Source organism: Kitasatospora terrestris, assembly GCF_039542905.1.
Taxonomy (GTDB): Bacteria; Actinomycetota; Actinomycetes; order Streptomycetales; family Streptomycetaceae; genus Kitasatospora; species Kitasatospora terrestris.
This window is the reverse complement of record NZ_BAABIS010000001.1, coordinates 5076637-5099404: the sequence shown is the minus strand read 5'-3', so window position 1 is coordinate 5099404 and position 22768 is coordinate 5076637. Positions and strand designations below refer to the sequence as shown.

Annotated in this window: 14 protein-coding genes; 2 read left to right on the top strand and 12 right to left on the bottom strand. The window is 75.5% G+C overall.

Annotation, left to right across the window (positions count from 1 at the left end):
* Positions 1-2 precede the first annotated feature (2 nt).
* Genes ABEB06_RS23550 through ABEB06_RS23540 form a run of 3 tightly spaced genes read right to left on the bottom strand, consistent with a single transcriptional unit; the run spans position 3 to position 4230 of the window.
* Positions 3-2849 carry an FtsX-like permease family protein gene (locus tag ABEB06_RS23550; protein WP_345698874.1) on the bottom strand — a complete coding sequence of 949 codons (2847 nt, stop codon included), beginning with the start codon at positions 2847-2849 and terminating at the stop codon, positions 3-5.
* Complete coding sequence (locus ABEB06_RS23545) at positions 2846-3610, bottom strand: ABC transporter ATP-binding protein (RefSeq protein ID WP_345698873.1); 765 nt, start codon at positions 3608-3610, stop codon at positions 2846-2848. Before ABEB06_RS23545 ends, ABEB06_RS23550 begins: the two co-directional genes overlap by 4 nt.
* Before the next feature lie 14 nt (positions 3611-3624).
* Positions 3625-4230 carry a PadR family transcriptional regulator gene (locus ABEB06_RS23540; protein ID WP_345698872.1) on the bottom strand — a complete coding sequence of 202 codons (606 nt, stop codon included), beginning with the start codon at positions 4228-4230 and terminating at the stop codon, positions 3625-3627.
* Positions 4231-4338: 108 nt separating this feature from the next.
* On the opposite strand from ABEB06_RS23540, the gene ABEB06_RS23535 reads away from it, so the two are divergent.
* Positions 4339-5292 carry an endonuclease/exonuclease/phosphatase family protein gene (locus ABEB06_RS23535; protein WP_345698871.1) on the top strand — a complete coding sequence of 318 codons (954 nt, stop codon included), beginning with the start codon at positions 4339-4341 and terminating at the stop codon, positions 5290-5292.
* On the opposite strand, the gene ABEB06_RS23530 is transcribed toward ABEB06_RS23535, so the two are convergent.
* The 4 genes from ABEB06_RS23530 to ABEB06_RS23515 form a co-directional block, all read right to left on the bottom strand.
* Complete coding sequence (locus ABEB06_RS23530) at positions 5289-6440, bottom strand: PP2C family protein-serine/threonine phosphatase (protein WP_345698870.1); 1152 nt, start codon at positions 6438-6440, stop codon at positions 5289-5291. The two genes, ABEB06_RS23535 and ABEB06_RS23530, sit on opposite strands and share 4 nt — an antisense overlap.
* Before the next feature lie 261 nt (positions 6441-6701).
* Positions 6702-9830, bottom strand: coding sequence for an ATP-dependent helicase (locus ABEB06_RS23525; protein ID WP_345701955.1), 3129 nt, complete (start codon positions 9828-9830; stop codon positions 6702-6704).
* Between the two features lie 154 nt (positions 9831-9984).
* Complete coding sequence (locus tag ABEB06_RS23520) at positions 9985-13251, bottom strand: ATP-dependent helicase (protein WP_345698869.1); 3267 nt, start codon at positions 13249-13251, stop codon at positions 9985-9987.
* 127 nt (positions 13252-13378) lie between these two features.
* The gene (locus ABEB06_RS23515) at positions 13379-13732 is read right to left on the bottom strand and encodes an MGMT family protein (protein ID WP_345698868.1); all 354 of its coding nucleotides are present in this window, start codon (positions 13730-13732) and stop codon (positions 13379-13381) included.
* A gap of 144 nt (positions 13733-13876) precedes the next feature.
* On the opposite strand from ABEB06_RS23515, the gene ABEB06_RS23510 reads away from it, so the two are divergent.
* Positions 13877-16582 carry a flippase-like domain-containing protein gene (locus tag ABEB06_RS23510; protein WP_345698867.1) on the top strand — a complete coding sequence of 902 codons (2706 nt, stop codon included), beginning with the start codon at positions 13877-13879 and terminating at the stop codon, positions 16580-16582.
* Between the two features lie 63 nt (positions 16583-16645).
* Here the strand turns inward: ABEB06_RS23510 and moeZ are convergent, their stop codons facing one another.
* The 5 genes from moeZ to ABEB06_RS23485 all read right to left on the bottom strand — a co-directional run bounded on the left by moeZ (position 16646) and on the right by ABEB06_RS23485 (position 22762).
* Positions 16646-17824 carry an adenylyltransferase/sulfurtransferase MoeZ gene (gene moeZ / locus ABEB06_RS23505; protein ID WP_345698866.1) on the bottom strand — a complete coding sequence of 393 codons (1179 nt, stop codon included), beginning with the start codon at positions 17822-17824 and terminating at the stop codon, positions 16646-16648.
* Positions 17825-17955: 131 nt separating this feature from the next.
* Entirely contained in the window at positions 17956-18903 is a 948-nt protein-coding gene (locus tag ABEB06_RS23500; RefSeq protein ID WP_345698865.1) for an NAD-dependent epimerase/dehydratase family protein, read from the bottom strand.
* Between the two features lie 85 nt (positions 18904-18988).
* Entirely contained in the window at positions 18989-20020 is a 1032-nt protein-coding gene (locus ABEB06_RS23495) for a hypothetical protein (RefSeq protein WP_345698864.1), read from the bottom strand.
* Entirely contained in the window at positions 20017-21570 is a 1554-nt protein-coding gene (locus tag ABEB06_RS23490) for a DUF3492 domain-containing protein (protein WP_345698863.1), read from the bottom strand. The genes ABEB06_RS23495 and ABEB06_RS23490 overlap by 4 nt, the downstream gene beginning before the upstream one ends.
* Positions 21571-21850: 280 nt before the next feature.
* Positions 21851-22762, bottom strand: coding sequence for an alpha/beta fold hydrolase (locus ABEB06_RS23485; RefSeq protein ID WP_345698862.1), 912 nt, complete (start codon positions 22760-22762; stop codon positions 21851-21853).
* Positions 22763-22768: the final 6 nt, after the last annotated feature.

Below are 22768 nucleotides of genomic sequence, written 5' to 3'. Positions count from 1 at the left end.
CGTCAGCCCGCGCGGCGGGCCAGCACCAGCCGGGAACGGGTGACCAGCATCGCGAGGCCGCAGGCGAGCGCGGGCAGCACGATCAGCGTGAGGCCCAGGTTCAGCCACGGGAAGGCGATCACGGTCTCCCGGGGAATGCCGCCGGCCTCCGTGACCGCGCTCTGCGAGGCGGCCTCCAGCCGGCGCAGCGCGACCGCCGGGACGACGCCGCACAGGGTGCCGAGCACCGCGCCCATGGCGGCGATCACCCCGCACTGGAAGCCGGACAGCCGTCGCCGGATCCCGCCGGTCGCCCCGACCGCGGCCAGGGTGGCCAGGTCGTTCTGCGAGTCGGCGGAGGCCAGGCCGGTGGCGATGCCGGCCGCGCCGAGCGCGACCAGCGCGGCGAAGCCGGTCAGGCCGAGCGCGTACAGGTCGCGTCCGCCCTCGTAGCCGCGCTCGACCTGGAGGAAGGCGTCCTCGTCGACCTTGGAGAGGGCCGCGTCGGCCCGCTGCTGGGCGACCCCGGCCGGCGCCGCCGCGGGGAGCCAGACCGACCCGGACTCGGTCGCGCCGAGCCCGGCGGCGCGGGCCGCCTGCGGGGTGAGCAGGGCGAGTTCACCGGGCGTCGTGGGCGCGGCGTACACCGCGTCCACGGTGATCTCGTGGGTGGCCGGACGGACCCGGCGTCCCTCGGCTGCCGCCTTGGCCTCCTCCTCGGCGCGCACCGGCTCGGTGAGGGCCAGGATCAGCTTGCCGTTCTTGACGTACCGCTGGTCGAAGACCACCGCCTTGCCCTGGGCGAGGGCCTGCTCGGCGGCGGGGTCGTGGACCGCGAAGAGGTTGTGCAGCACGGTCGCGTCGCCGAGCGACATGCCGTACCGGTCCTCCCGGCCGCCGTGGAGGCGGCAGCGCGGGTCGTCCGTCGGCCGGCCGACGCCGACCTCGCCGGCCTCCTGCAGCTCGTCGGCGGGGCAGCGCAGCTCCGCGGGCAGCTTCGGCCGCACGTCGCCGCAGCTGCCGGGTGCCTTGCGGCAGTCGCCGCCGTAGCTGACGTCCCAGGTGTCGCCGCGCGGGCCGAGGTCGGAGACCGACTGCTCGACGGCGGCCCTCAGCTGCGGCAACCGGTCGGTGGAATCGGGGTTCCAGCCGGCCCGCAGGACCACGGCGCCGGACGGGACGGTGGCCACGTACTCGCGGCGGTTCTGCTCGTCGGAGCTGGTGGTGTAGATGCCGACGGCGACCGAGCCGGCCACGGCGGCCATCACGGCGGCCACCGCGGGGGCGGTCCGGCCGCGGTGGCGGACCGCGTCGCGCAGCGCCAGCCGGGGGCTGAGCGGGAGCAGTCGGCCGAGCCGGCCGAACAGGCCGACCAGGACCGGGGTGCACAGCACCATGCCGAGCTCGGCGATCACCGAGCCGCCGAGCACCGGCAGGCCGCGGCCCGCGCCGAGGGCGCTGCCGAGCAGCGCGAGCGCGGCGCCGCCGGCGACCATCACGAGGCCGAGCATCGCGATCCAGCGGTTGGCGGGCTTGAGCGAGCCGCGGCCGGTGAGCGCCTCCACCACGTTCTGCCGGGCGGCCTGGACGGCCGGCACCACGGCCGCCAGCAGGCCGGTGACCAGGCCGACCGCGGCGATGCCGAGCAGGTCCAGCGGGTGCAGGTCGAAGTGGCCGAAGCGCTGGCCGCCCCACTCCTCCAGCCAGGGGCGGCCGACCGCGACCAGCGCCACGGCGAGCACCACGCCGACCACGGCGCCGGCCAGGCCGAGCACCACGCCGCCGCCGAGCACCACGGCCCGTACGTGCGAGCGGTCGCCGCCGCCGGCCGCGATCAGTCCGAGCTGGCGGCGCGAGCGGCGGGCGCCGACCGCGAAGGCCGGGCCGGCCAGCAGCACGATCTCCAGCAGGGCCATGCCGACCACGGTGGCGACCACGGCGAGCGCGGCGGCGTCGATCCGGCTGTCGTCGTAGCCGTGCTGGGCCTTGTACGCGTACAGCGGCACCTCGGAGCGGGCCGGCGGGTCCAGCAGCACGGTGCGGCTGGTGGCGCCGAAGCCGTACTTGTTGAGCTCCAGCACCTGCGGCCAGCCCAGGGTCTGCCCGGCGGGCAGCTTCACCAGCCAGTCGCCACCGCGGCCGGGGTTCCCCCGGTCGCCCTGCTCGGAGCCGCGGGCCTTGTCCAGCGCGGCGATCAACCCGCCCGGGCGGGCCACGAGTTCGACGGAGCCCAGGTCCTCGGGGTACTCGACCACGCCGGTGATGGTGTACGGGGTGGCCTCCAGCCCGCGCAGGGCGGTGGAGTCACCGATCCGCAGACCGGACTGGTCGAGGAAGGCCCGGGTGGCGGCGACCTGCCGGTCCCCGCTCGGGGCCGCGCCCTCGACCACGTCCAGCAGACCGCGCCAGACCGGGTCGGTCAGGTCGGCCTCGGTGGTGCCGACGGAGAGCCGGCCCTCCTTGGTGGTGGCGGAGGCCCGGGGTCCGAACGGCACCGGGACCAGGGTGGTGCCGGGCGGCAGCAGCTGCGGGAGCAGCACGTCGGGCTCGGTCCCGGAGCTGCGCTTCTGCTCGGGGGTCGGGGCCTGGCCCTCGGTCGGGCCGACCGTCTGGCTCTCCGCGCGGTGGTTGGGGGCCTGCAGCACCGTCGAGCCGCGCCCGTCGAGCGAGACCAGGGCGTCGGCGCCGCCCATCATCCGGACGGCCTGCTCCGCGGGCTCCAGCTGGGCGCTGCGGGCGACCACGTCCACGCCGGCCACGCCGAGCACCGGCAGCGCGATCATGGCCAGGACCAGGGCGGAGCGGCCCTTGGCCCGCATCGCGTCACGGCGGGCGATCCGCAGGGCGGCCCGCCAGGCGGTGATCCTCACGCCTCGTCGCCGCCCTTCACGCTGTTGGTCGCGGCGGCGACCAGCAGGCCCGCGGCGTCCGTGTTGGCGGTCTCGTCGACCATCCGGCCGTCGCGCAGGAAGACCACCCGGTCCGCCCAGGCGGCGTGCCGCGCCTCGTGGGTGACCAGCATCGCGGCCGCGCCGGCGTCGCAGCGGGCCCGCAGCACGGCCAGCACCGTCTCGCCGGTGGTGGAGTCCAGGGCGCCGGTCGGCTCGTCCGCCAGCACCAGGCGGCGGTCGCCGATCAGCGCGCGGGCGATCGCGACGCGCTGCTGCTGGCCGCCGGACATGTCGTCCGGGAAGCGGTCGGCGAGCTCGGCGATGCCGAGCTCCTCCAGCGCGGCCAGCGCCTCCCGGCGGGCGGCCCGGGCGGAGACGCCGTCCAGCTCGCGGGGCAGCGCGATGTTCTCGGCGGCGGTCAGCGCCGGTATCAGGTTGTAGTCCTGGAACACGTACCCGACCGAGCGGCGGCGCACCGCCGCCTGCTGCTTGCGGGAGAGCGCGCCGAGGTCGGCGCCCTCGACCAGGACCCGGCCGCCGGTCGGGGCGTCGAGGCCGCCGGCCAGGGTGAGCAGGGTGGACTTGCCGGACCCGGACGGGCCCATCACGGCGACCAGTTCGCCCGGGTGCACCTTCAGGTCGACGGCGCGCAGCGCGTGCACCTCGGCGGCGCCGTGGCCGTGCACCCGGCTGACCTGCTCCAGGTGCAGCACCGGGGCCTGGGACTCGGTTGTACTCATGGCTTCCCCCATGTTCATCGGATGCGGCTGCGGCGGCGCGGGGCGTTCGCCGGCGCCTCGGTGGTCGCGGGCACCTCGGCCCGCGCACGCTCCGCGTGCCGGGCCAGCCGGGTCTCGCAGTGGTCCAGCCAGCGGATCTCCGCCTCGGCCTGGAAGATCAGTTGCTCCAGCACCAGCAGCCACGCCAGGTCCTCGCCGGCCCCCGTGTCGTTGACCAGTGCCTGGCCCTTCAGCCGGGTGTAGTCCTGCAGCGCCTGCATGCTGTGCCGGCGCTGTCCCTGCACCACGGCGGTGACGTCCACCCCGGGCACGGTGACGGCCATCGCCAGCTTGATCGCCAGCTCGTCGCGCGGCGGATTGGTCCGCTGCACCGGGCTGTCGAACCAGCGGCGCAGTTCCGCGCGTCCTTCCTCAGTGACGGCGTAGAACTGGTGCCCCTCGGCGTCCTCACCGGCGGGCTCCACCAGGCCGTCGCGCTCCAGGCGCCCCAGCGTGGTGTAGACCTGGCCGACGTTGAGCGGCCAGGTGGCGCCGGTGCGGGCCTCGAACTCGGTGCGCAGTTGGTAGCCGTAGCGCGGGCCCTGGTCGAGCAGGGCGAGCAGGCCGTGACGGATCGACATACCGAGTATGTATACCCGGTATGCACGGCGTCCGGCAACGCACCCCCCTCGCACGACGGAGGGCGGCGGGCAACAGGGCGTTCACGCGCAGCCGGTACCGTGAGTCCGGTGAGCCATCTGCGCATCGCGACCTACAACCTGCTGCACGGTCAGCCGCTGGCCGCCGACGGCAGCCCGGACCCCTACCCCGCCGACGCCGGCGCCCCGCTCGGCGAGGCGGTCGCCGACCTGGACGCGGACGTGCTCGCGCTCCAGGAGGTCGACCGGTACCAGGAGCGCTCCGGCTGCGTCGACCAGGCCGCCGTCGCCGCCAAGGCGATGGGCGCCGCGGACTGGCGGTTCGCCGCCGCCCTGCACGGCACCCCCGCGCCGCTCTCCGGCTGGCTCCCCGACCCCGACCTCCCCGGCCTCCAGGTGTACGGTCCCGCCGAGGTCGACACCGCCACCGGTCAGCCCTCGTACGGCACCGCGCTGCTCACCCGGCTCCCGGTGCGGCACTGGCGGGCCCGCCGGTTCGCGCCCGCGCCGTTCGGCCTGCCGCTGAAGGTCGCGGGCCGGCGCGGCCTGACGCCCGTCCCGGACGAGCCGCGGGCGGCGATCGCCGCCGTCCTGGAGGGCAGCGAGGGGCCGTTCACCGTGGTCGCCGCGCACCTGTCGTTCGTGCCCGGCTGGAACGTCGCCCAGCTCGCCGGGATCCGCCGCTGGATCGCCGACCTGCCCCAGCCGTACCTGGTGCTCGGCGACTTCAACCTGATCGGCGCGGTGCCGCGGACCGTGCTCGGGAGCGCCGCCGCGATCGAGCGCACCACCTCGCGCGAGCGCGTCCGCAACGCCCGGCAGGCGCGGACCGGGCTGCGGCGGCGCCGCACCCGCGAGCCGCGCCCGCGCCTCCAGGGCTGGTACGACCTGGCCCGCACCCCCACCTACCCGTCGCACCGGCCGGCGGTCCAGTTCGACCACATCCTCGGCATCGGCGTCCCGCGCACCGCCGTCGGCTCGGTCTCGGCCCCCCGCACCGCGGTCTCCGACCACCGGCCCCTGGTCGTCGACGTACGGATCTAGGAACCGGTGGCCCGCCCCGCGGCGGAGCCGCTGTCCGGCAGGGCCTCGCGGCCCTGCCGGGGCTGCGGGAGCTCGGGGGCCGGCGGCTCGTACTGCAGCAGCAGCATCGCCGCGTCGTCGCCGAGCTTGTGGCCGACGTGGCGGACGACGTCCTCGTGGAGGCGCCGGAGCACCTCGACCGGCCCGCCGACGGCGAGTTCGCCGATCCGGCCGGCGAGCGGGTAGAAGGAGCCGCGGTGGTCGCGGGCCTCGATCACGCCGTCGGTGTAGAGCAGCACCCGGTCCCCCGGCCGTACGGCGACCCGCTGGACGGGCGGCCGAACGTCCGCCGGGTCGAGCACGCCGAGCGGCGGCACCGGCTCCTCCGGCTCCACCGCCCGGCAGCCGTCGGCGGTGAGCAGCAGCGGCGCCGGGTGGCCGCAGTTGACGATCTCCACCGAGCCGTCCGGGCAGACGCCGATCAGCACCAGGGTGACGAACTCCTCCTCCACCCCGGGGTGGTCGGTCTCGTGCAGGGCGCGGTCGAGGCTGACCGCGAGCCAGCCGGCGACCCGGTCGAGGGCCGGCTCCTGGTGCGCGGCCTCGCGGAACGCGCCGAGCACGGCCGCCGCGGTCTCCACCGCGGCGAGACCCTTGCCGCGGACGTCGCCGACCACGGCCCGGACGCCGTGCCGGGTGTTGACCACCTCGTACAGGTCGCCGCCGATCGAGGCCTGGGCGGCGGCGGCCGCGTAGTGGACGGCGGCCCGGACGCTGCCGACCCGGTCGGGGACGGGGCGCAGCAGCACCCGCCGGGCGATGTCGGCGACCAGCCGGGCGTCGGCCAGCGCCTGCTCCTGGCGCAGCCGCAGGGTGGCGCTGACGTACCCGATCCCGGCGACCAGGGCGACCGCGAGCACGGTCGCGGTGTGCACGGACTCCCCGAGCACGCCGTTGTACCAGGCCATCAGGAAGGAGCAGAGCTCGGCGACGGCGCCGACGAAGAGCGGGTACCAGGTGCGCCGGCTGACCACGGCGGCCAGCGCGGGAACGGCGGTGATCGCCGGTTCGACGGTCACCTCGCTGTTGGTGAAGTAGTCGAGGGAGACCACCAGCACCATGCCGATCAGCGGCAGGGCGTGGGAGGTCTTCGGCCAGGTGCCCGTCACGGTGCCCGGCACGCCCCCCGGGGGCGGGCCGGTGAATCTGTCCCTGATCCATCCGGTCGCGCTCAACGTCGGTCTCTCCAGCGGAAGGTGGCCGGTGCCGGTGGACACCTGCGGTGATGACGGAAAGTCAGGGGCTGGGCCCCTGCCGGCGGCCGGAGTACGGGGAGATGACCGGTTACCGACCCCACAATAGGCGCGAAACGTGCACAGCGCACAGGTTTCGCTCGATCTTGTGACGACTTGGATGCTCTGAGTGACTTCTTATGAGCTATTCCCGATCAGGAGCTCGCTCAACTCTTTTCGGTCGGGAAGTCCTGACGGTCTCACGATCCGGCCACTGCGCACGTAGAGGAACGACGCCGTGACCTGCTCGGCCGGGACACCGGTCCGCTCCGCCCAGGCCAGCCGGTAGACGGCGAGCTGCAGCGGGTCCGCGCTCTCCTCGCGGCCGGTCTTCCAGTCGACCACTTCGTACCGGTACGACTCCGGTGACGCTGAGCCACCGTCACGGTCGCGGTACACCGCGTCGATCCGGCCGCGCACCACCCGCCCCGCCAGCACCAGGTGGAACGGCTCCTCGACCCGGTACGGCCGGCGGCCCGCGTAGGGGCCGCGCAGGAAGGCCTCCTTGAGCCGCTCCAGGTCCTTCTCGTCCTCGATGCCGTCCTCGTCCAGGCCGGGCAGCGCGTCCGGGCCGAGCAGCAGCGGCTGGTCGAACCGCGCCTGCACCCAGGCGTGGAAGCGGGTGCCCCGGCGGGCGGCGGGCGCGGGCGGGCGGGGCATCGGCCGGGCCAGCTCGGCGGCGAAGCCGTCCGGGTCGGCGGCGAGGCGCAGCAACTGGGTGGCGGAGAGCGAGGCGGGCAGCTCGACGTCCCGCACGGCCCGCCGGGAGCGCTCCAACTCGCCCAGCAGCGCGCCGAGATCGCGGTCCCAGGAGGCGACCAGGCGCTGGTCCTCGACCGCCATCCGCTCCGGCTCGGGCGCGGGCAGTCCGGCCAGCCGGGCCCGGACCACGTCCGCCACCCGCCGCCGGGAGGTCTGCGCGGCCGGGTCCAGCGGCAGCGGCCACGGGGTCTCCACCGAGACCGCGAACGCCGGGTTCTCGGCGTCCGGCAGCGGCTCCTCGGCCCAGACGTCCAACTCGCCGTTGCCCGCCTCCCGCTCGCAGTGCGCCCTCAGCTCCAGCAGGAAGGAGGACGGGCCGCGCCGGCGCTTCTGGCTCGGCCCCCACCAGTGCCCGGAGGCCAGCAGCAGCGACCGGGGCCGGGTGAACGCGACGTAGCCGAGCCGCAGTTCCTCGACCGCCGAGTGCCGGATCATCGCCTGCTTGAACAGGCCCATGCCCTTGCCGGTCCACTCCGGGTCGGCGGGCAGGGTGGCGGCGTCGCCGCGCAGCGCGTGCGGCAGCACCTTCTTGGTGCTGGTCCAGCGCTCGCGGCCCTTGTTGCTGGGGAAGGCGTCCTTGACCAGCCCGGGGACGGCGACCACGTCCCACTCCAGGCCCTTGGACTTGTGCGCGGTCAGCACCTTCACGGTGTCCTCGCCGCCGGGCAGGCTGTTGTCCAGGCCGCGCTCGTACTCCTGGGCGGCCCGCAGGAACGCCAGGAACGCGGCCAGGCCCGGGTCGCCGTCCAGGTCGGCGAAGCCCGCCGCAATGTCCAGGAAGGCGTGCAGGGTCTCCCGCCGGCGGGCGGCCAGCGCCAGCGGCGAGGCGGACAGCTCCACCTCCAGACCGGTCACCGCGAGCACCCGGTGCAGCACGTCCATCAGCGGCTCGGCCAGCGCCCGGCGCAGCTCGCGGACCTCCCGGGCCAGGCGCGCGAAGCGGACCTTGGCCTCCGGGGAGAACGGCAGCTCGTCGGGCTGCTCCGCGTCGAGGAAGGTCTCCAGGGCGTCGGCGAGCGAGACCACCTCGGTCGGGTCGGTCTCGGCGACCGCCGCCGCCAGCGGGTCGCTGCCGTCCGGGCGGGCGGTGCGGACCAGGTCCGCGGCCCGGCGGCCGAGCAGCGCCAGATCGCGCGGGCCGATCCGCCAGCGCGGGCCGATCAGCAGCCGGACCAGCGCCGCGTTGGCGGTCGGGTCCTGCAGCACCTCGCAGACCGCCACCAGGTCCGCCACCTCGGGGAGTTGCAGCAGGCCGCCGAGGCCCACCACCTCGACCGGCACGTCCCGGGCGACCAGCGCCGCGTGGATGTCCGGGAAGGCGCTGCCCGCCCGGCACAGCACCGCGATCCGGCCCGGCGCCGTCCCGGTGCGGACCAGGTGCGCGATCCGGTCGCCCAGCCACGCCACCTCCTCCGCGTGGGTGGGCAGCAGCGCGGCCCGGACGAAGCCGTCCCGCTCCGCCCCGGGCGCCGGGCGCAGCGCCTCCACGCCCTCGTGCATCTCGCGCAGCGGCTCGGCCAGGTGGTTGGCGAACGCCAGCAGCCGGCCGCCGCTGCGCCGGTTCTCGCTGAGCGCGTACCGGGCGCCCGGCGAGCCGTCCTGCTTGGGGAAGTGCGCCGGGAAGTCGTCCAGGTTGGCGACCGAGGCACCGCGCCAGCCGTAGATCGCCTGGCAGGGGTCGCCGACCGCGGTCACCGGGTGCCCGGTGCTGTGCGCGCCGCCGAACAGGCCGGACAGCATCAGCCGTTGGGCGACCGAGGTGTCCTGGTACTCGTCCAGCAGCACCACCCGGTACTGGGCGCGCAGCAGCCGGCCGACCTCCGGCCGCTCCTGGGCGAGCCGGGCGGAGGCGGCGATCTGGTCGCCGAAGTCCATCAGCCCGGCGGCCCGCTTGCGCCGCCGGTAGTCCTCGACCAGCTCCAGCAGCTCCAGCCGGGCCCGGGCCGCCTTCGGGACGGCGCGCAGGTCCTCGTTGCTCAACTTCTTGGTGGCGAGGGTGTCGAGCAGTTCGGAGTCGTGGCCGCGCAGCCGCTCCGGGTCGACCAGGTGCTCGGCCAGCTCGGAGTCGAGCGCGATCAGCTCGGCGACCAGGGAGGAGAAGGTCCCGCTCAGCGCCGGGTACGGGCCGCGCGCCGAGCGCAGCACCTTGGCGGCGAGCTGGAAGCGGGTCGCGTCGGCGAGCAGCCGGACGTCCGGCTCTATCCCCAGGCGCAGGCCGTGCTCCTTGAGCAGAGTGCCGGCGAACGCGTGGTAGGTGGAGATCTGCGGCTCGCCGAGGGCGTCCTCGTCCGGGTCCAGGACGCGGGCGCGCAGCAGCGCGGTGCGCACCCGCTCGGCGAGCTCGCCGGCGGCCTTGTTGGTGAAGGTCAGGCCCAGCACCTGCTCGGGGCGGACCGCGCCGGAGCCGACCAGCCACACCACCCGGGCCGCCATCACCGTGGTCTTGCCCGACCCGGCGCCCGCCACGATCACCGCGGGCTCCAGCGGTGCGCCGATGGCCCGCATCTGCTCGGGGTTGAACGGGATCCCGAGCAGCTCCTTGAGTTCCTCGGGATCGCTGAGCACGCCCCCAACCGTAAGCGACGCGGCCGGCTCCACCCGCGCCCCGGGTTCCCGCAGCGGCTCCGCCCGCGGCGGGAGGGGGTCCGGGTGGCCGGGGTCAGTCGACAAGCTGGCGCCCGTCGCGCTGGGCGGAGCAGCTGCCGCGGAAGGCGCAGCGCGCGCAGCCCTCGCCGACGGTGGGGACGAAGCGCTCGGCGAGCACCCGGCCGGCCGACTCGGCGAGCAGGTTCTCGATCCACGGCTCGCCCTCGGCGGGCAGCTGCCGCTGCACCTTCGGTGCCTCGGGCTCGCCCTTGGCGGGCTCGCGCAGGTGCACCAGCTCCGCGCCGCCCGGGGTGGCGGCGCCGTCGTCGAAGCCGGGCAGCCCGTCCAGCGCGCCGCCGCGCACGGCCAGCTGGTAGACGGCGAGCTGCTTGTGCTCGGGCAGCGACTTGTCGGTCGGGATCTGCTTGCCGGTCTTGAAGTCGACGACGTACGCGCGGCCCGCCGCGTCCCGCTCGACGCGGTCCATCGAGCCGCGGATGCGGACCGCGATCCCGCCGACGTCCAGGGTCAGGTCGAAGCCGTGCTCGGTGGCGACGAGGGTGCGTTCCCGCTCCAGCACGTGCCAGTGCAGGAAGCGCTCCAGCGCCGCCCGGGCCTCGGCCTTCTCCTGCTGCGACTTCCACGGCGCGTCGAAGGCCAGCGCGTCCCACACCGTGTCCAGCCGCTCCATCAGGACGGCGAGGTCGGCGGGGGTGCGGCCGGAGCCGACCTCGTCGGCCAGCGCGTGGACGACGTTGCCGAAGCCCTGGGCGGCGGTGGTGGTGGTGCCGGCCCTCACGTCCTTCTCCAAGAACCACTGGAGCGCGCAGTCGTCGAGCTGTTCCAGGCCGCTGCCGGACAGCCGGACCGGTACGCCGTCCGCCCGCAGCGGCTCGGGCGCGGCGGTCTGCTCGTCCAGGCCCCACCAGCGGTCGGGGTGCGCGGAGGGGACCAGCGGGTGGCCGTCCTCGTCGAGCGCGGACGCCAGCCGGGCGAGCCGCTCGGCCGCCGCCCGGCGCAGCTCCGGCGAGCGGGCCGGGTCGACGGTGACCGCGCGCAGCTCCGCCACCAGGGCGGACACCGACAGCGGCCGCCGCGGCCGGCTGGTCACCTCGGCGACGGTCACCTGGGGGGTGCGGGAGCGCACCTTGCCGGTCCGCGGGTCGAGCTCCTCCCGGTAGAGCTCGCGCAGGAACCGCGACGGCTCGTCGCCGTCCTCGGCGGGGGCCTTCACCGCGGTGACGATCAGCCGGTCCTTGGCGCGGGTGGCCGCGGTGTAGAAGAGGCGCCGCTCCTCCGCGAGCAGCGCGGCCGGGGTGAGCGGTTCGGCGAGGCCGTCCCGGCCGATCCGGTCGGCCTCCAGCAGGGAGCCGCGGCGGCGGAGGTCCGGCCAGAGGCCGTCCTGGACGCCGGCCACCACGACCACCCGCCACTCCAGGCCCTTCGAGCGGTGCGCGGTCATCAGCCGGACCGCGTCCGGCCGCACGGCGCGCACGGTGAGGGTGTCGGCGGCGATGTCCTGCGCCTCCAGCTCGGCGAGCAGGTCCAGCGCGCTGCGGTGGCCCGCCACCTGCTCCTCCGCCCGCGCGGCGGTCTCGAACAGCGCGCACAGCGCGTCCAGGTCTCGGTCGGCGTTGCGGCCGGCGGTGCCGCCGCGCAGGGCGGCCCGCTCCAGCCGCTCGCGCCAGCGGCGGCTGCCGTCCCACAGCTCCCACAGCGCGTCCTCGGCGCCCCCGCCGCCGGACAGCAGCTCCCGGACCTTGCGCAGCAGCGTCCCGAGCTCGCGGGCGCGGCGGGCGTAGGGGCCGTCCAGCAGCATCAGCCGCTCGGGCTCCGCGAGGGCGTCCCGGATCAGCGCCTCGGCCGGGGCGACCACCTCGTGCCCCTCGGCTCGCGCCTCCTCCCTCAGTGCCCGACCCAGCCGCCGCAGGTCGGAGCCGTCCAGGCCGCCCATCGGGCCGGTGAGCAGGGTGTGCGCGATGTCGACGGTCATCGCCTCGGCCGGCTCCGCGCAGACCCGGAGCGCGGTCAGCAGCGGCACCACACCGGGCTCGTCGCGCAGCGGGATGTCGTCGCCGTCGATCTCCAGCGGCACGCCGGCCGCGCCCAGGGCCCGCCGGACGCCGGGGATGGTCCGCCCGCCGGCGCGGACCAGCACCGCCATCTCGCCCCAGGGCACCCCGTCCTCCAGGTGCGCCCGGCGGAGCAGGTCGGCGACCGAGTCCAGTTCCGCGCCGGGGGTCGGGTAGGTGTACACCTCGACCGCCCCGCCCTCGCGGGAGGGCAGCAGCGCGCGGTGCTGGGCGAGCTTGTCGGCGGGCAGCCGGCCCATCGGCATCCGCCGGGTGAGCTCCCGCGAGGCGGCCAGCAGCACCGCCCCGGACCGCCGGGACACCCGCAGCACGGCCACCTCGGCCGGCCGGCCGTCGGCCCGCCGGAAGGCGTCGGGGAAGTCGAGGATGCCGTTGATGTCGGCGCCGCGGAAGGCGTAGATCGACTGGTCCGGGTCACCGACCGCGACCAGGTCGCGGCCGCCTCCGGCGAGCTGCTGCAGCAGCCGCACCTGGGAGGGGTCGGTGTCCTGGTACTCGTCGACGAAGACCACGTCGTACCGGCCGCGCAGCGCGTCCCCGACCTCCGGGCGTTCGGCGAGCAGCACGGCCCGGTGGACCAGCTCCGCGTAGTCCAGCACCCCCCGCATGTCCAGGACGTCCAGGTAGTCCGCGAGGAAGTGCGCGGCGGCCGCCCAGTCGGGCCGCTGGACGCCCTCGGCGAAGCGGGCCAGCTCGTGCTCGCCGAGCCCGAGCTCGCGGCTGCGCGCGAGCACGGCCCGGACCTCGTCGGCGAACCCGCGGGTGGTCAGGCAGGCCCGCAGGTCGAGCGGCCAGCCGATCCGTCCGACGCCGGCCCTGGCGTCCTCCGCGTCGCCGGCCAGCAGCTCGCGGACCATCACGTCCTGCTCGGGGCCGGAGAGCAGCCGCAGCGGCTCGGCGTACTCCTCAGGGTCCTGGTGGGCGCGCAGCAGCGCGTAGCAGAAGGAGTGGAAGGTGGTCGCCTGCGGCACGGCGACGCCCGCGGCGACCCGGGCGGTCATCCGGTCGCGCAGCTCCATCGCCGCCTTGCGGCCGAAGGTGAGGACCAGGATCCGCTCGGGATCGGTGCCGTCCGCTATCCGCCGGGTGACGGCCTCGACCAACGTGGTGGTCTTGCCCGTGCCGGGCCCGGCCAGCACCAGCAGCGGCCCACCGGCGTGCTCGACCACCGCCTGCTGGTACGGGTCCAGGACGGGCGGCTCGGGCTGTGCGAGGGGGCTGCGCACCAGGCGGAAGGGCGGGGTCACTGCGGTCCAGACGGGTTGTACCAGGGCATGTGCGGGGCGGGGCCGCAACGGACCTCGCCCGCACCGAGCCTACGATCCTGCACCGACAACCCCCTCCCGCGCACGGGATCGGGCGAAAAAGAGACGACTACCGCCCGTCCCAGCGGGCCTGTCGCAGGTCGACCCGGAGCGAGTCGCCGACCGTGCGCAGCGGGGTGCCCTCGGCACGGTACTCGGGCAGGGCACGGTGCTCGTGGCCGGGCAGCGGGCGGCCGTCGGCGCGGATCACCCGCCACCAGGGCACGGCGCCGCCGTGGAGCGCCATCACCCGGCCGACCTGGCGCGGGCCGCCCCGGCCGAGGTACTCGGCGACGTCGCCGTAGGTCATCACCCGGCCCGGTGGGATCCGCTCGGTGAGGTCGAGCACGGCCTCCGCGAACGGCGGCAGCTCCGCGCCGTCGTCCGCGCCCGCGGGGCCGTCCTCGCGCGTACTCTCGGTCATCCGCCGCATTCTTCCCCATCCGGTCGATTTCCAGGACCCCGAGCGGGCGATCCGCCGCGCCTGATGCGCCCCCTGCCCGGCGCCGGACCGTCCGGCATGGCAGCATCTTCGGGGCAGTGCGTGGTGATACGAGGACAAGACCAGATGACCGGGACGGCAGAATTGAACGTGGACGAGGGCTCCGGGGAGTCCGCGACCGACGGTTCTGCCGGGCACCCGCAGGTCGAGCCACCCGCCGTCTCACTGCACAAGACACCCGCCGGACCGGTTCCGGAGGCGGGCACGGGGGAGGACGAGAACGTGGTCGCGTACGACGGACCACCTGACGGGGTGGTCCCTGACGACACCGGACCGGACGAGGAGCCGACCGGCGAGCACCTGGCGGTCGACGAACCGCTGCTGCCGCCGCGGGCGCACCGCCCCTCGGACCTGATCCGGTTCACCGCCGGTGTGCTCGGCATCATCGCGGTGTTCGTCCTCGCACAGGTGGCGGTCTCCACCACCACCGGCATCGAGAGCGACATCACCGCCAACGCCAAGCACATCCCGAGCGTGCTCTCCACCATCGCCGCGCTGGTCTCCAGCGTGGCGGTGCTGGCGGTGCCGCTGGCGTTCGCGGTGGAGCGGCTGATCAAGCGGGACGGCCTGCGGGTCGCCGACGGCGTGCTCGCCTCGGTGCTGGCGTACGGCGTCTCGCTGGGCGTGGACTGGTGGGTGGCGGCGAGCGCCCCGGACGCGATCCGCAACGCGCTGACCCAGTTCCCCCCGGGCGGCGGGGACACCCTGACCGACCCGGTGCACGGCTACCTGGCGCCGGTGATCGCCTACATGACCGCGGTCGGGATGTCCTCCAGACCCCGCTGGCGGGTGGCGCTGTGGGTGGTGGTGATCCTCAGCGGCGCGACCGAGCTGATCAGCGGCTACACCACCCCGCTGTCGCTGATCCTCACCGTGCTGATCGGCTGGTCCGTGGCGTACGGCACGCTGTACGCGATCGGCTCGCCGAACATCCGGCCGACCGGCAAGAGCCTGATGATCGGCCTGCGCAAGGTCGGCTTCACGCCGTCCGCCGCCCACACCGCCCCGGAGGCGCCCGGCGGCACCCGCCGCTACCTGGTCACCCAGCAGCACGGCCCGCTGCTGGACGTCCACATCATCGACCGCGAGCAGCAGGCCTCCGGCTTCTTCTACCGCGCCTGGCGCCGCCTGCGGCTGCGCTCGGTGGCGGTCCGCCGCAGCCCCCAGTCGCTGCGCCAGGCCCTCGAACAGGAGGCCCTGATCGCGTACGCGGCCGCCGCCTCCGGGGCCCGGGCCCCGCAGCTGGTGGCCACCTCCGAGCTCGGCCCGGACGCCGCGATCCTGGTCTACGAGAACGTGGCCGGCCGCACCCTCGACGAGCTGGCGGACGAGGAGATCACCGACGAGGTGATGGCCTCGTTCTGGGAGTCGGTCGGCACCCTGCACGAGCGCCGGATCGCCCACCGCCGGCTGACCGGCGAGTCGCTGCTGGCGGTGGACGAGAAGACCGGCTGCCTGGTCAACCTCTCCGGCGGCGACATCGCGGCCGGCGACCTGACGCTGCGGATCGACGTGGCCCAGCTGCTCACCACCTTCGCGCTGCGGGTCGGCCCGGAGCGGGCGGTGGCGGTCGCCAACCGGGTGCTCGGCCCGACCCGGGTCGCGGACTCGCTGCCGCTGCTCCAGCCGGTCGGCCTGAGCCGGCAGACCCGTGCCGACCTGCAGAAGATGACCAAGGAGCGGAAAGCCGCCGCCCAGGCGCTGGCCCTGGAGCAGGTCGCGGCGGGGGTGAAGACCCAGCAGCAGGCGGAGGAGGACATCGCCGTCGCGGGCGAGGACCTGCTGAGCCGGATCCGCGGCCAGATCCTCCAGATCGCCCCGGAGGCGCCGATCGCCCCGGCCAAGCTGGAGCGGCTCAAGCCCAAGACGCTGATCATGGTGGTGGCGCTCACCTTCGCCGCCTACCTGGCGGTCACCACCATCCGGCCGGACCAGTTCAAGGTCTCCGAGATGAACTGGGCCTGGGCCTCGCTCGCCCTGCTCGCCTCCGCGACCAGCTACGTCGCCGCCTCGATGAGCCTGACCGGCTTCGTCCCGGAGCGGCTGCCGTTCGGCCGGACGGTGGCCGCGCAGGTGGCCGGCTCCTTCGTGAAGCTGGTCGCGCCCGCCGCGGTCGGCGGCATCGCGCTCAACACCCGCTACCTGCAGAAGGCCGGCATCCGGCCGGTGCAGGCGGTGGCCAGCGTCGGCGCCTCGCAGCTGGCCGGCCTGGCCGGGCACCTGCTGCTGCTGTTCTCCTTCGGCCTGATCACCGGCACCCAGACCAACGGCGACCTGGGCGCCTCCCGCGCGGTGATCATCGGCGTGCTGTCCGCCGCCGTGCTGGCGCTGGTGATCGCGGCGGTGTCGCCGCTGCGGCGCTTCGTGGTGAACCGGCTGCGGGTGCTGTTCTTCGGCGTGGTGCCGCGGATGCTCGACCTGATGCAGACCCCGTCCAAGCTGGTCACCGGCTTCGGCGGGATCCTGCTGCTGACGCTCTCCTTCACCGCCTGCCTGGACGCCTCGGTGCAGGCCTTCGGCGGCGGCGCGCACGTCACCTTCGCGGCCGTCGCGGTGGTCTTCCTGACCGCCAACGCGGCCGGCTCGGCGATCCCCACCCCGGGCGGCATCGGCCCGGTCGAGATCGCCCTGATCGCCGCCCTCACGGTGGCCGGCGTGCCCGCCACCGCCGCCACCCCGGCGGTCTTCCTCTACCGCCTGCTCACCTTCTGGCTTCCGGTGGCGCCCGGCTGGATCGCCTACAACGTGCTCCAGCGCAAGGGCGCGCTCTAGACCCGGCCGCAGCACGACGGAAGGGCCCGGGGCGTGCGCCCCGGGCCCTTCCGTCCGAGCTCCTCAGTACACCGGCTTGTGCGGCTCGATCTGGTTGACCCAGCCGATCACGCCGCCGCCCAGGTGCACCGCGTCCGCGAAGCCCGCGGACTTCAGCACGGCCAGCACCTCGGCCGAGCGGACGCCGGTCTTGCAGTGCAGCACGATCCGCTTGTCCTGCGGCAGGTCCTGCAGGGCGTTGCCCATCAGGAACTCGTTCTTCGGGATCAGCCGCGCGCCCGGGATCGACACGATCTCGTACTCGTTGACCTCGCGGACATCGATGATGTCGATGCTCTCGCCCTCGTCGATCCACTCCTTGAGCTGCTTGGAGGTGATCGTCGAACCCATGGCGGCCGCCTGGGCCTCCTCCGACACGACGCCGCAGAAGGCCTCGTAGTCGATGAGCTCGGTGACGGTCGGGTTGTCGCCGCAGAGCACGCAGTTCGGGTCCTTGCGGACCTTCACCTGGCGGTACTGCATCTCCAGGGCGTCGTAGATCATCAGTCGGCCGACCAGCGGCTCGCCGACCCCGGCCAGCAGCTTGATCGCCTCGGTGACCTGGATCGAGCCGATGGACGCGCACAGCACGCCCAGCACGCCGCCCTCGGCGCAGGACGGGACCATGCCCGGCGGCGGGGCCTCCGGGTAGAGGCAGCGGTAGCACGGGCCGTGCTCGGCCCAGAACACCGACGCCTGGCCGTCGAAGCGGTAGATCGAGCCCCACACGTACGGCTTGCCGAGCAGCACCGCGGCGTCGTTCACCAGGTACCGGGTGGCGAAGTTGTCGGTGCCGTCCACGATCAGGTCGTAGCCGGCGAAGATCTCCATGACGTTGTCGTTGTCGAGGCGCTCGTCGTGGAGGATCACGTTGACGTACGGGTTGATCTCCTTGACCGAGTCGCGCGCGGACTCGCCCTTGGAGCGCCCGATGTCGGACTGGCCGTGGATGATCTGGCGCTGCAGGTTGGACTCGTCGACGGTGTCGAACTCGACGATGCCGAGCGTGCCGACACCGGCGGCGGCCAGGTACATCAGGGCGGGCGAGCCGAGGCCACCGGCACCGACGCACAGCACCTTGGCGTTCTTCAGCCGCTTCTGCCCGTCCATGCCCACGTCGGGGATGATCAGGTGGCGGGAGTACCGGCGGACCTCGTCGACGGTGAGCTCGGCGGCCGGCTCGACCAGGGGTGGCAGCGACACGGGGACTCCGATGGTCGTCAGTTCACAATTGACTACGCCAACAGTGTCACGTGCCCGGGGTATTCCGAGACAGGCGTTCCAGCACGTGAGATGCCCGACACCGGATGCTGGGACCGGGCCCCCGCCCCGGGTCAGACCCGGCAGGCCGTCTCCAGCCAGACGTCACCCAGCGACTCCTCCAGCGGCACCTGCGTCCGCCAGCCGAGACGGTCCCGCGCCGTCCGCACGTCCGCCTGCCGCCACTGCACCGGCTCCAGCACCGGCCGGGCGTCCAGCTGCCGCCCGGGGTCCGCCCCGGACGCCGCCTGCGCGGGCAGCACCACCTGGCGCGCGTCCTCGGTCACCTGCCCCTCGAAACCCGAGGCCCGGACCAGCAGCTGCGCCGCCTCCCGGGCCCGCACCGCGTGCCCGCTGCCGATGTTGATCACCCCGGTGGCCGCCGAAACCGCCGCCGCCTGCACCGCCCGGGCGACGTCCCGGACGTCCACGAAATCCCGGTATCCGGACAGGTCCGGCATCCGCACCTGGTGCTCGTCCTGCTCCAGCGCCCGCCGCAGGCCCTCCGCCAGTCGCCCGAACAGCGACGCCGTCGGCGAACCCGGGCCCACCACGTCGAAGATCCGCAGCACCAGCGCGTCCAGCCCGGACGCCAGCACCAGCTCCGTCCCCGCCAGCTTCGACACCCCGTACGGGCCCACCGGCCGCGGCTCGGCGCTCTCCGGGATCGGCCCCGCCGGCGGCACCGGCCCGTACTCCGCCGCCGACCCGATGTGCACCAGCCTGGCCGGCTCGCGACTGCGCCGGATCGCCTCGCAGACCGTCGCCACCGCCAGCGTGTTCGCCCGGATCAGCGCCCGCGAGGTGCCGTACGTCGCCCCCGCGCAGTTGATCACCACCTGCGGCGCCACCGCGTCCAGGAACCGGGCCAGCGCCCCCGGACTGCCCGTCGTCAGGTCGAAGCGGATGTCGGCCGAGTCCCGTCGGCCCAGCACCGTCGTCTGGAGGCCGTCCTCCGCCAGCAGGCGATCGGCGACCCGGCGGCCGATGAAACCGTCGGCACCCAGCAGCAGCACCCTCATCGGGCGTGTGTCCTTCCACGAGGCCCGGCCGGTTCTCCCCGGCCCGGCGATTGCTTGCAGTTCTCGGTTGTCCGTCACATGTCCGTCAGGCGGGCGGCCCGGGCCGGTGCGACCCCGGCCGCCCCAGCAGCAGCCACGCGTACGGCAGCAGCACCGCCACCGGCACCGCGCAGCCCGCCGGAACGGCGAGCGCGGGATCACCCCGCAGCACCACCAGCACCACCCCCGCCGCCGCCACCAGCACCCCGACCGCGGCGACCGCCGGCCGGCCGCACGCCCGCACCACCCCGGCCAGGAGCAGCAGCACCGCGAGCGCCCCCTGCCCCGCCCACGCGGCCGCGTCCGCCCCGCCGCGCGGGGCCGCCACGAGCACCCCGGCCAGCACCACCTGCGCCAGCACCGCGACCGGCAGCACCGGGCGCATCCGCGCCCCGAACTCCGCGATCGTCACCGCCGACCCCACCTGCGCCCGCCCGACCCCCCGCGTCCACCCCACCCACCACCGCGCCGCCCCCGCCCCCACCGCCGCCGCCACCCCGGACGCCACCGACGCCCGCGCCACCACGACCAACACCACCGAGACCCCCACCGCCGCCCCGGCCTCCGCCCACAGACGGCTCCACCCGGCACCCGCCCGGGCCCCCGGGGGCCGCGCGGCCCTCCCGGCCCGAGGCCGTTCCCGTCCGGAGGGCGAGCCGCCCCGCGGAGCGGTGCACCGACCGCCGGCCGGGTCCGGCCGGCGGCGGGGGCGGTCCAGGGTGGTGAGCGCGGCGGCGCCGGCGGCGGTGGCGAGGGCGGGGGCGGCGGGGTGACCGGCGGCGAGGGCGAGGACGGCGACGGGGACGAGGTGGAGCAGCGCCGATCGGGTGGCGTCCGCCGCCCGGGTGCGCCGGCGGACGGCGGGCGGCGCCCCGCCCGGGGCGCCGGGCCGACGGGGGACGCGGGCGTGGAGTTCCTCGGCGAGGCCGAAGACGTCCGCGTGCCGGTAGCGCGCGGCGCTCTCGGGTCCGATCCCGGCGTCCTCCAGCCCGGCGGCGATGTCGAGGTCGTCGACGGCCTGCTCGCACAGCTCCCGGTGCGCGTGGAGCAGCTCCCGCACCGGGTCGGCGCCCGTCACACCGCCTCCGCGAGCGCCGTGGGCCTGGCTCCGGCGGCCCTCGCGGGGGCCGCCGGCGTCTCCCCCGCGACCCAGTACTCGGCGGGCCGGGCGAAGGGCTGCGCGGCCCCGGCCGGGAAGGCCGGGAAGCGGGAGACCAGTTCCAGGTAGATCTCCCGGAAGGCGCCGACCACCGGCTCGACCGCGAAGCGTTCCTGCGCGCGCAGCCGCCCGGCGAGCCCGAGCCGGGCTCGCCGTTCGGCGTCGCCGAGCAGCGCCAGGCAGGCCGCGGCGAGCGCCTGCGGGCTGCGCGGCGGCACCAGCAGCCCGCTGGGCCCGAGCATCTCGGGTGCCACGCCGACCTCGGTGGAGACGACGGCCCGTCCGCTGAGCATGGCGTCGGCGAGCAGTCCGGGGCTGCGCTGCGCGAGTGCGGTGAAGACGACGGCGCTGCCGGTCTCCCACATCGGGGCGGTGGCGCGCGGCCGGCCCTCGAACCGGACGGCGCCGGCGATGCCGAGCCTCCCGGCGATGGCCTCGCAGTGCCCGCGGTAGCCGGGGACGCCCTCCTCGCCGTACATCCGCAGTTCGGCGTCGGGCAGTTCGGCCCGGATCCGGGCGAACGCGTGCAGCATCAGTTCCGGGTCCCGTCCGGGCTCCAGCGCGCCGGCCCAGACCAGCGTGGGCTTCTCGGGCTCCGGCCCGGCGGCGTCGCGGGCGACGGCCGGGGTGCCCTCGTGGACGACGCGGGTGCGGGCGGGGTCGGCGCCGCAGCGGCGCTGCCACTGCTGGTCGTAGGCGCTGCCGGGGGTGAGGACGGCGGCGTGCCGGTAGGTCTCCTCGGTGAGCTGCCGGAAGAAGGCGAGCAGCAGGGCGCGGACCGGCCAGCGGTAGGGCGCGGTGCGGTAGCTGCGGTACTGCTCGCGCAGGTGGAGGCCGTGCTCGGTGACGACGAAGGGGACGCCGTGGAGCTGCCGGGCGACCAGCGCGGGCAGGGCGGCCGGCCCGCCGCCGACCACGTGGCAGAGGTCGGCGCCGCCGAGGCCCGCCGTGCCGGTGCCGTACCAGGGCGCGGAGAGCGGCCGCAGGCACTGCTCCAGCAGGTCGGCGGCGACCAGGACGTCGCGGACCTGGGGCTGTCCGGCGGCGGTGTCGGCGCCGGGCGAGCGCCAGACCCTCTCCAGCACCCGCTGGGCGTGGCCGGAGGAGAGGTAGGCGGGCAGCGCGTCGTCGTCCCGGTTCAGCTCGGCGAGGCGGTGGAGCGCGGGCCCGAACAGCGCCCGGTCGCCGGGGACGACGAGCGAGCCGACCAGCTCCTCGTACGCGCGGCCGTACGCCCGCCGCCGGTGCAGGGCGGGCCCGCGGCCGCCGGGGCGGCGGCCCCACATCGGCAGCTCGTGCACGCCGCGCAGGCCGGGGATGCCGGTCGGGGCGGCCGGCAGGCCGGCCCGGACCAGCCGGTAGAGCCGGAACTCGTGCTCGGGCAGCCCCTCGACCAGGCGGCCGCACCAGCCACCGTCGCCACGCTGTGCATTGGTCCGGGTGCCCTCGGTGAGCAGAGCGATGCGCACGACGCCTCCATGGCGGACTCGGGATCCACGACGAGACAGGGAGTCCGTCCACCTATCGGCTAGTGGCACCGGCACTCGGAAGCGGACGACCGCGGGCCGGCCGGCCGCTCCCCGCGACCGCCGCCCCTCGCCTGCGCCCCCCACACCTGTTCGGTCTGACAACACGACGGTAGAGCGCCACCGAGGCGCCCCTAGGGCCGCCGACCGCCTTGCCACCTGAACGAGTGAAAGCCCGTGACCTCGCGCCGCCGCCCGCGTTCCGGCGCCGCCCGGACGCCGCTCAGACCTCCGCGAGCAGCTCCCGGACGGCGCGGGCGACCTGCTGCGGGTGCTCCAGCATCGCCACGTGCCCGGAGTCGGGCAGCACCAGCAGCCGGGCGTCCCGGAAGGCGGCGCAGGCCCGCCGGGCGGAGCGGTAGGAGACCAGCTTGTCCTTCAGTCCGTAGACCAGCAGCACCGGCGCCTCGACCTGCTCGGCCTGCCGCCACAGCGCCTGCTCGCCGCGCTCGGTGTAGGCGGTGACGATGCCGCGCGCGGAGCCGACCATGGCCTCCAGCGCGTACGGCAGCGCGGCCCGGCGGCGGTACTCGGAGACCGCCTCGGCCCGGCGGCGGGCGGGGATCCGCGAGGTGTCGGCGTAGACGAGGCGCAGCAGCTCCTCGGTGGCGTCCTCGGCGGTCTGCCGGCTGCGCTCGCGGGCGCGGCGCAGCAGCGAGGGGACGCCGGGGACGGCGAGCAGCCCGGTCGGCCAGGCGGAGTGCTGCGGGGGCAGCTCGGGCAGCGCGGGCGAGATCAGGGTGAGGCTGCGCACCAGGTCGGGGCGGAGGGCCGCGAGCCGGACGGAGACGGCGCCGCCGAGCGAGTTGCCGAAGAGGTGGACCGGGCCGCGGCCGGAGGCCTCCAGGTAGCCGATCACCGCGCGGACGTGGCCGGAGACCGAGAGGTTGCCGTCGGCGGGCGGTGCGGAGTACCCGAAGCCGGGCAGGTCGACCGCCTCGCCGGCGACCTCGCCGGAGAGCTCCTGCATCAGCTCGTGCCAGTTGTCGGAGGAGCCCCCGAGGCCGTGCACGAAGAGCGCGGGCGGCAGCCCGTCGGCCGGGGCGGACGGGGCGCTGACCGCCAGGACGGCCCCCGGTACCCGGACGGTGCGGTGGGGCGCGGTGGCGGTGACGGGGTGCTGGTCGGCGCTCATGGAGCA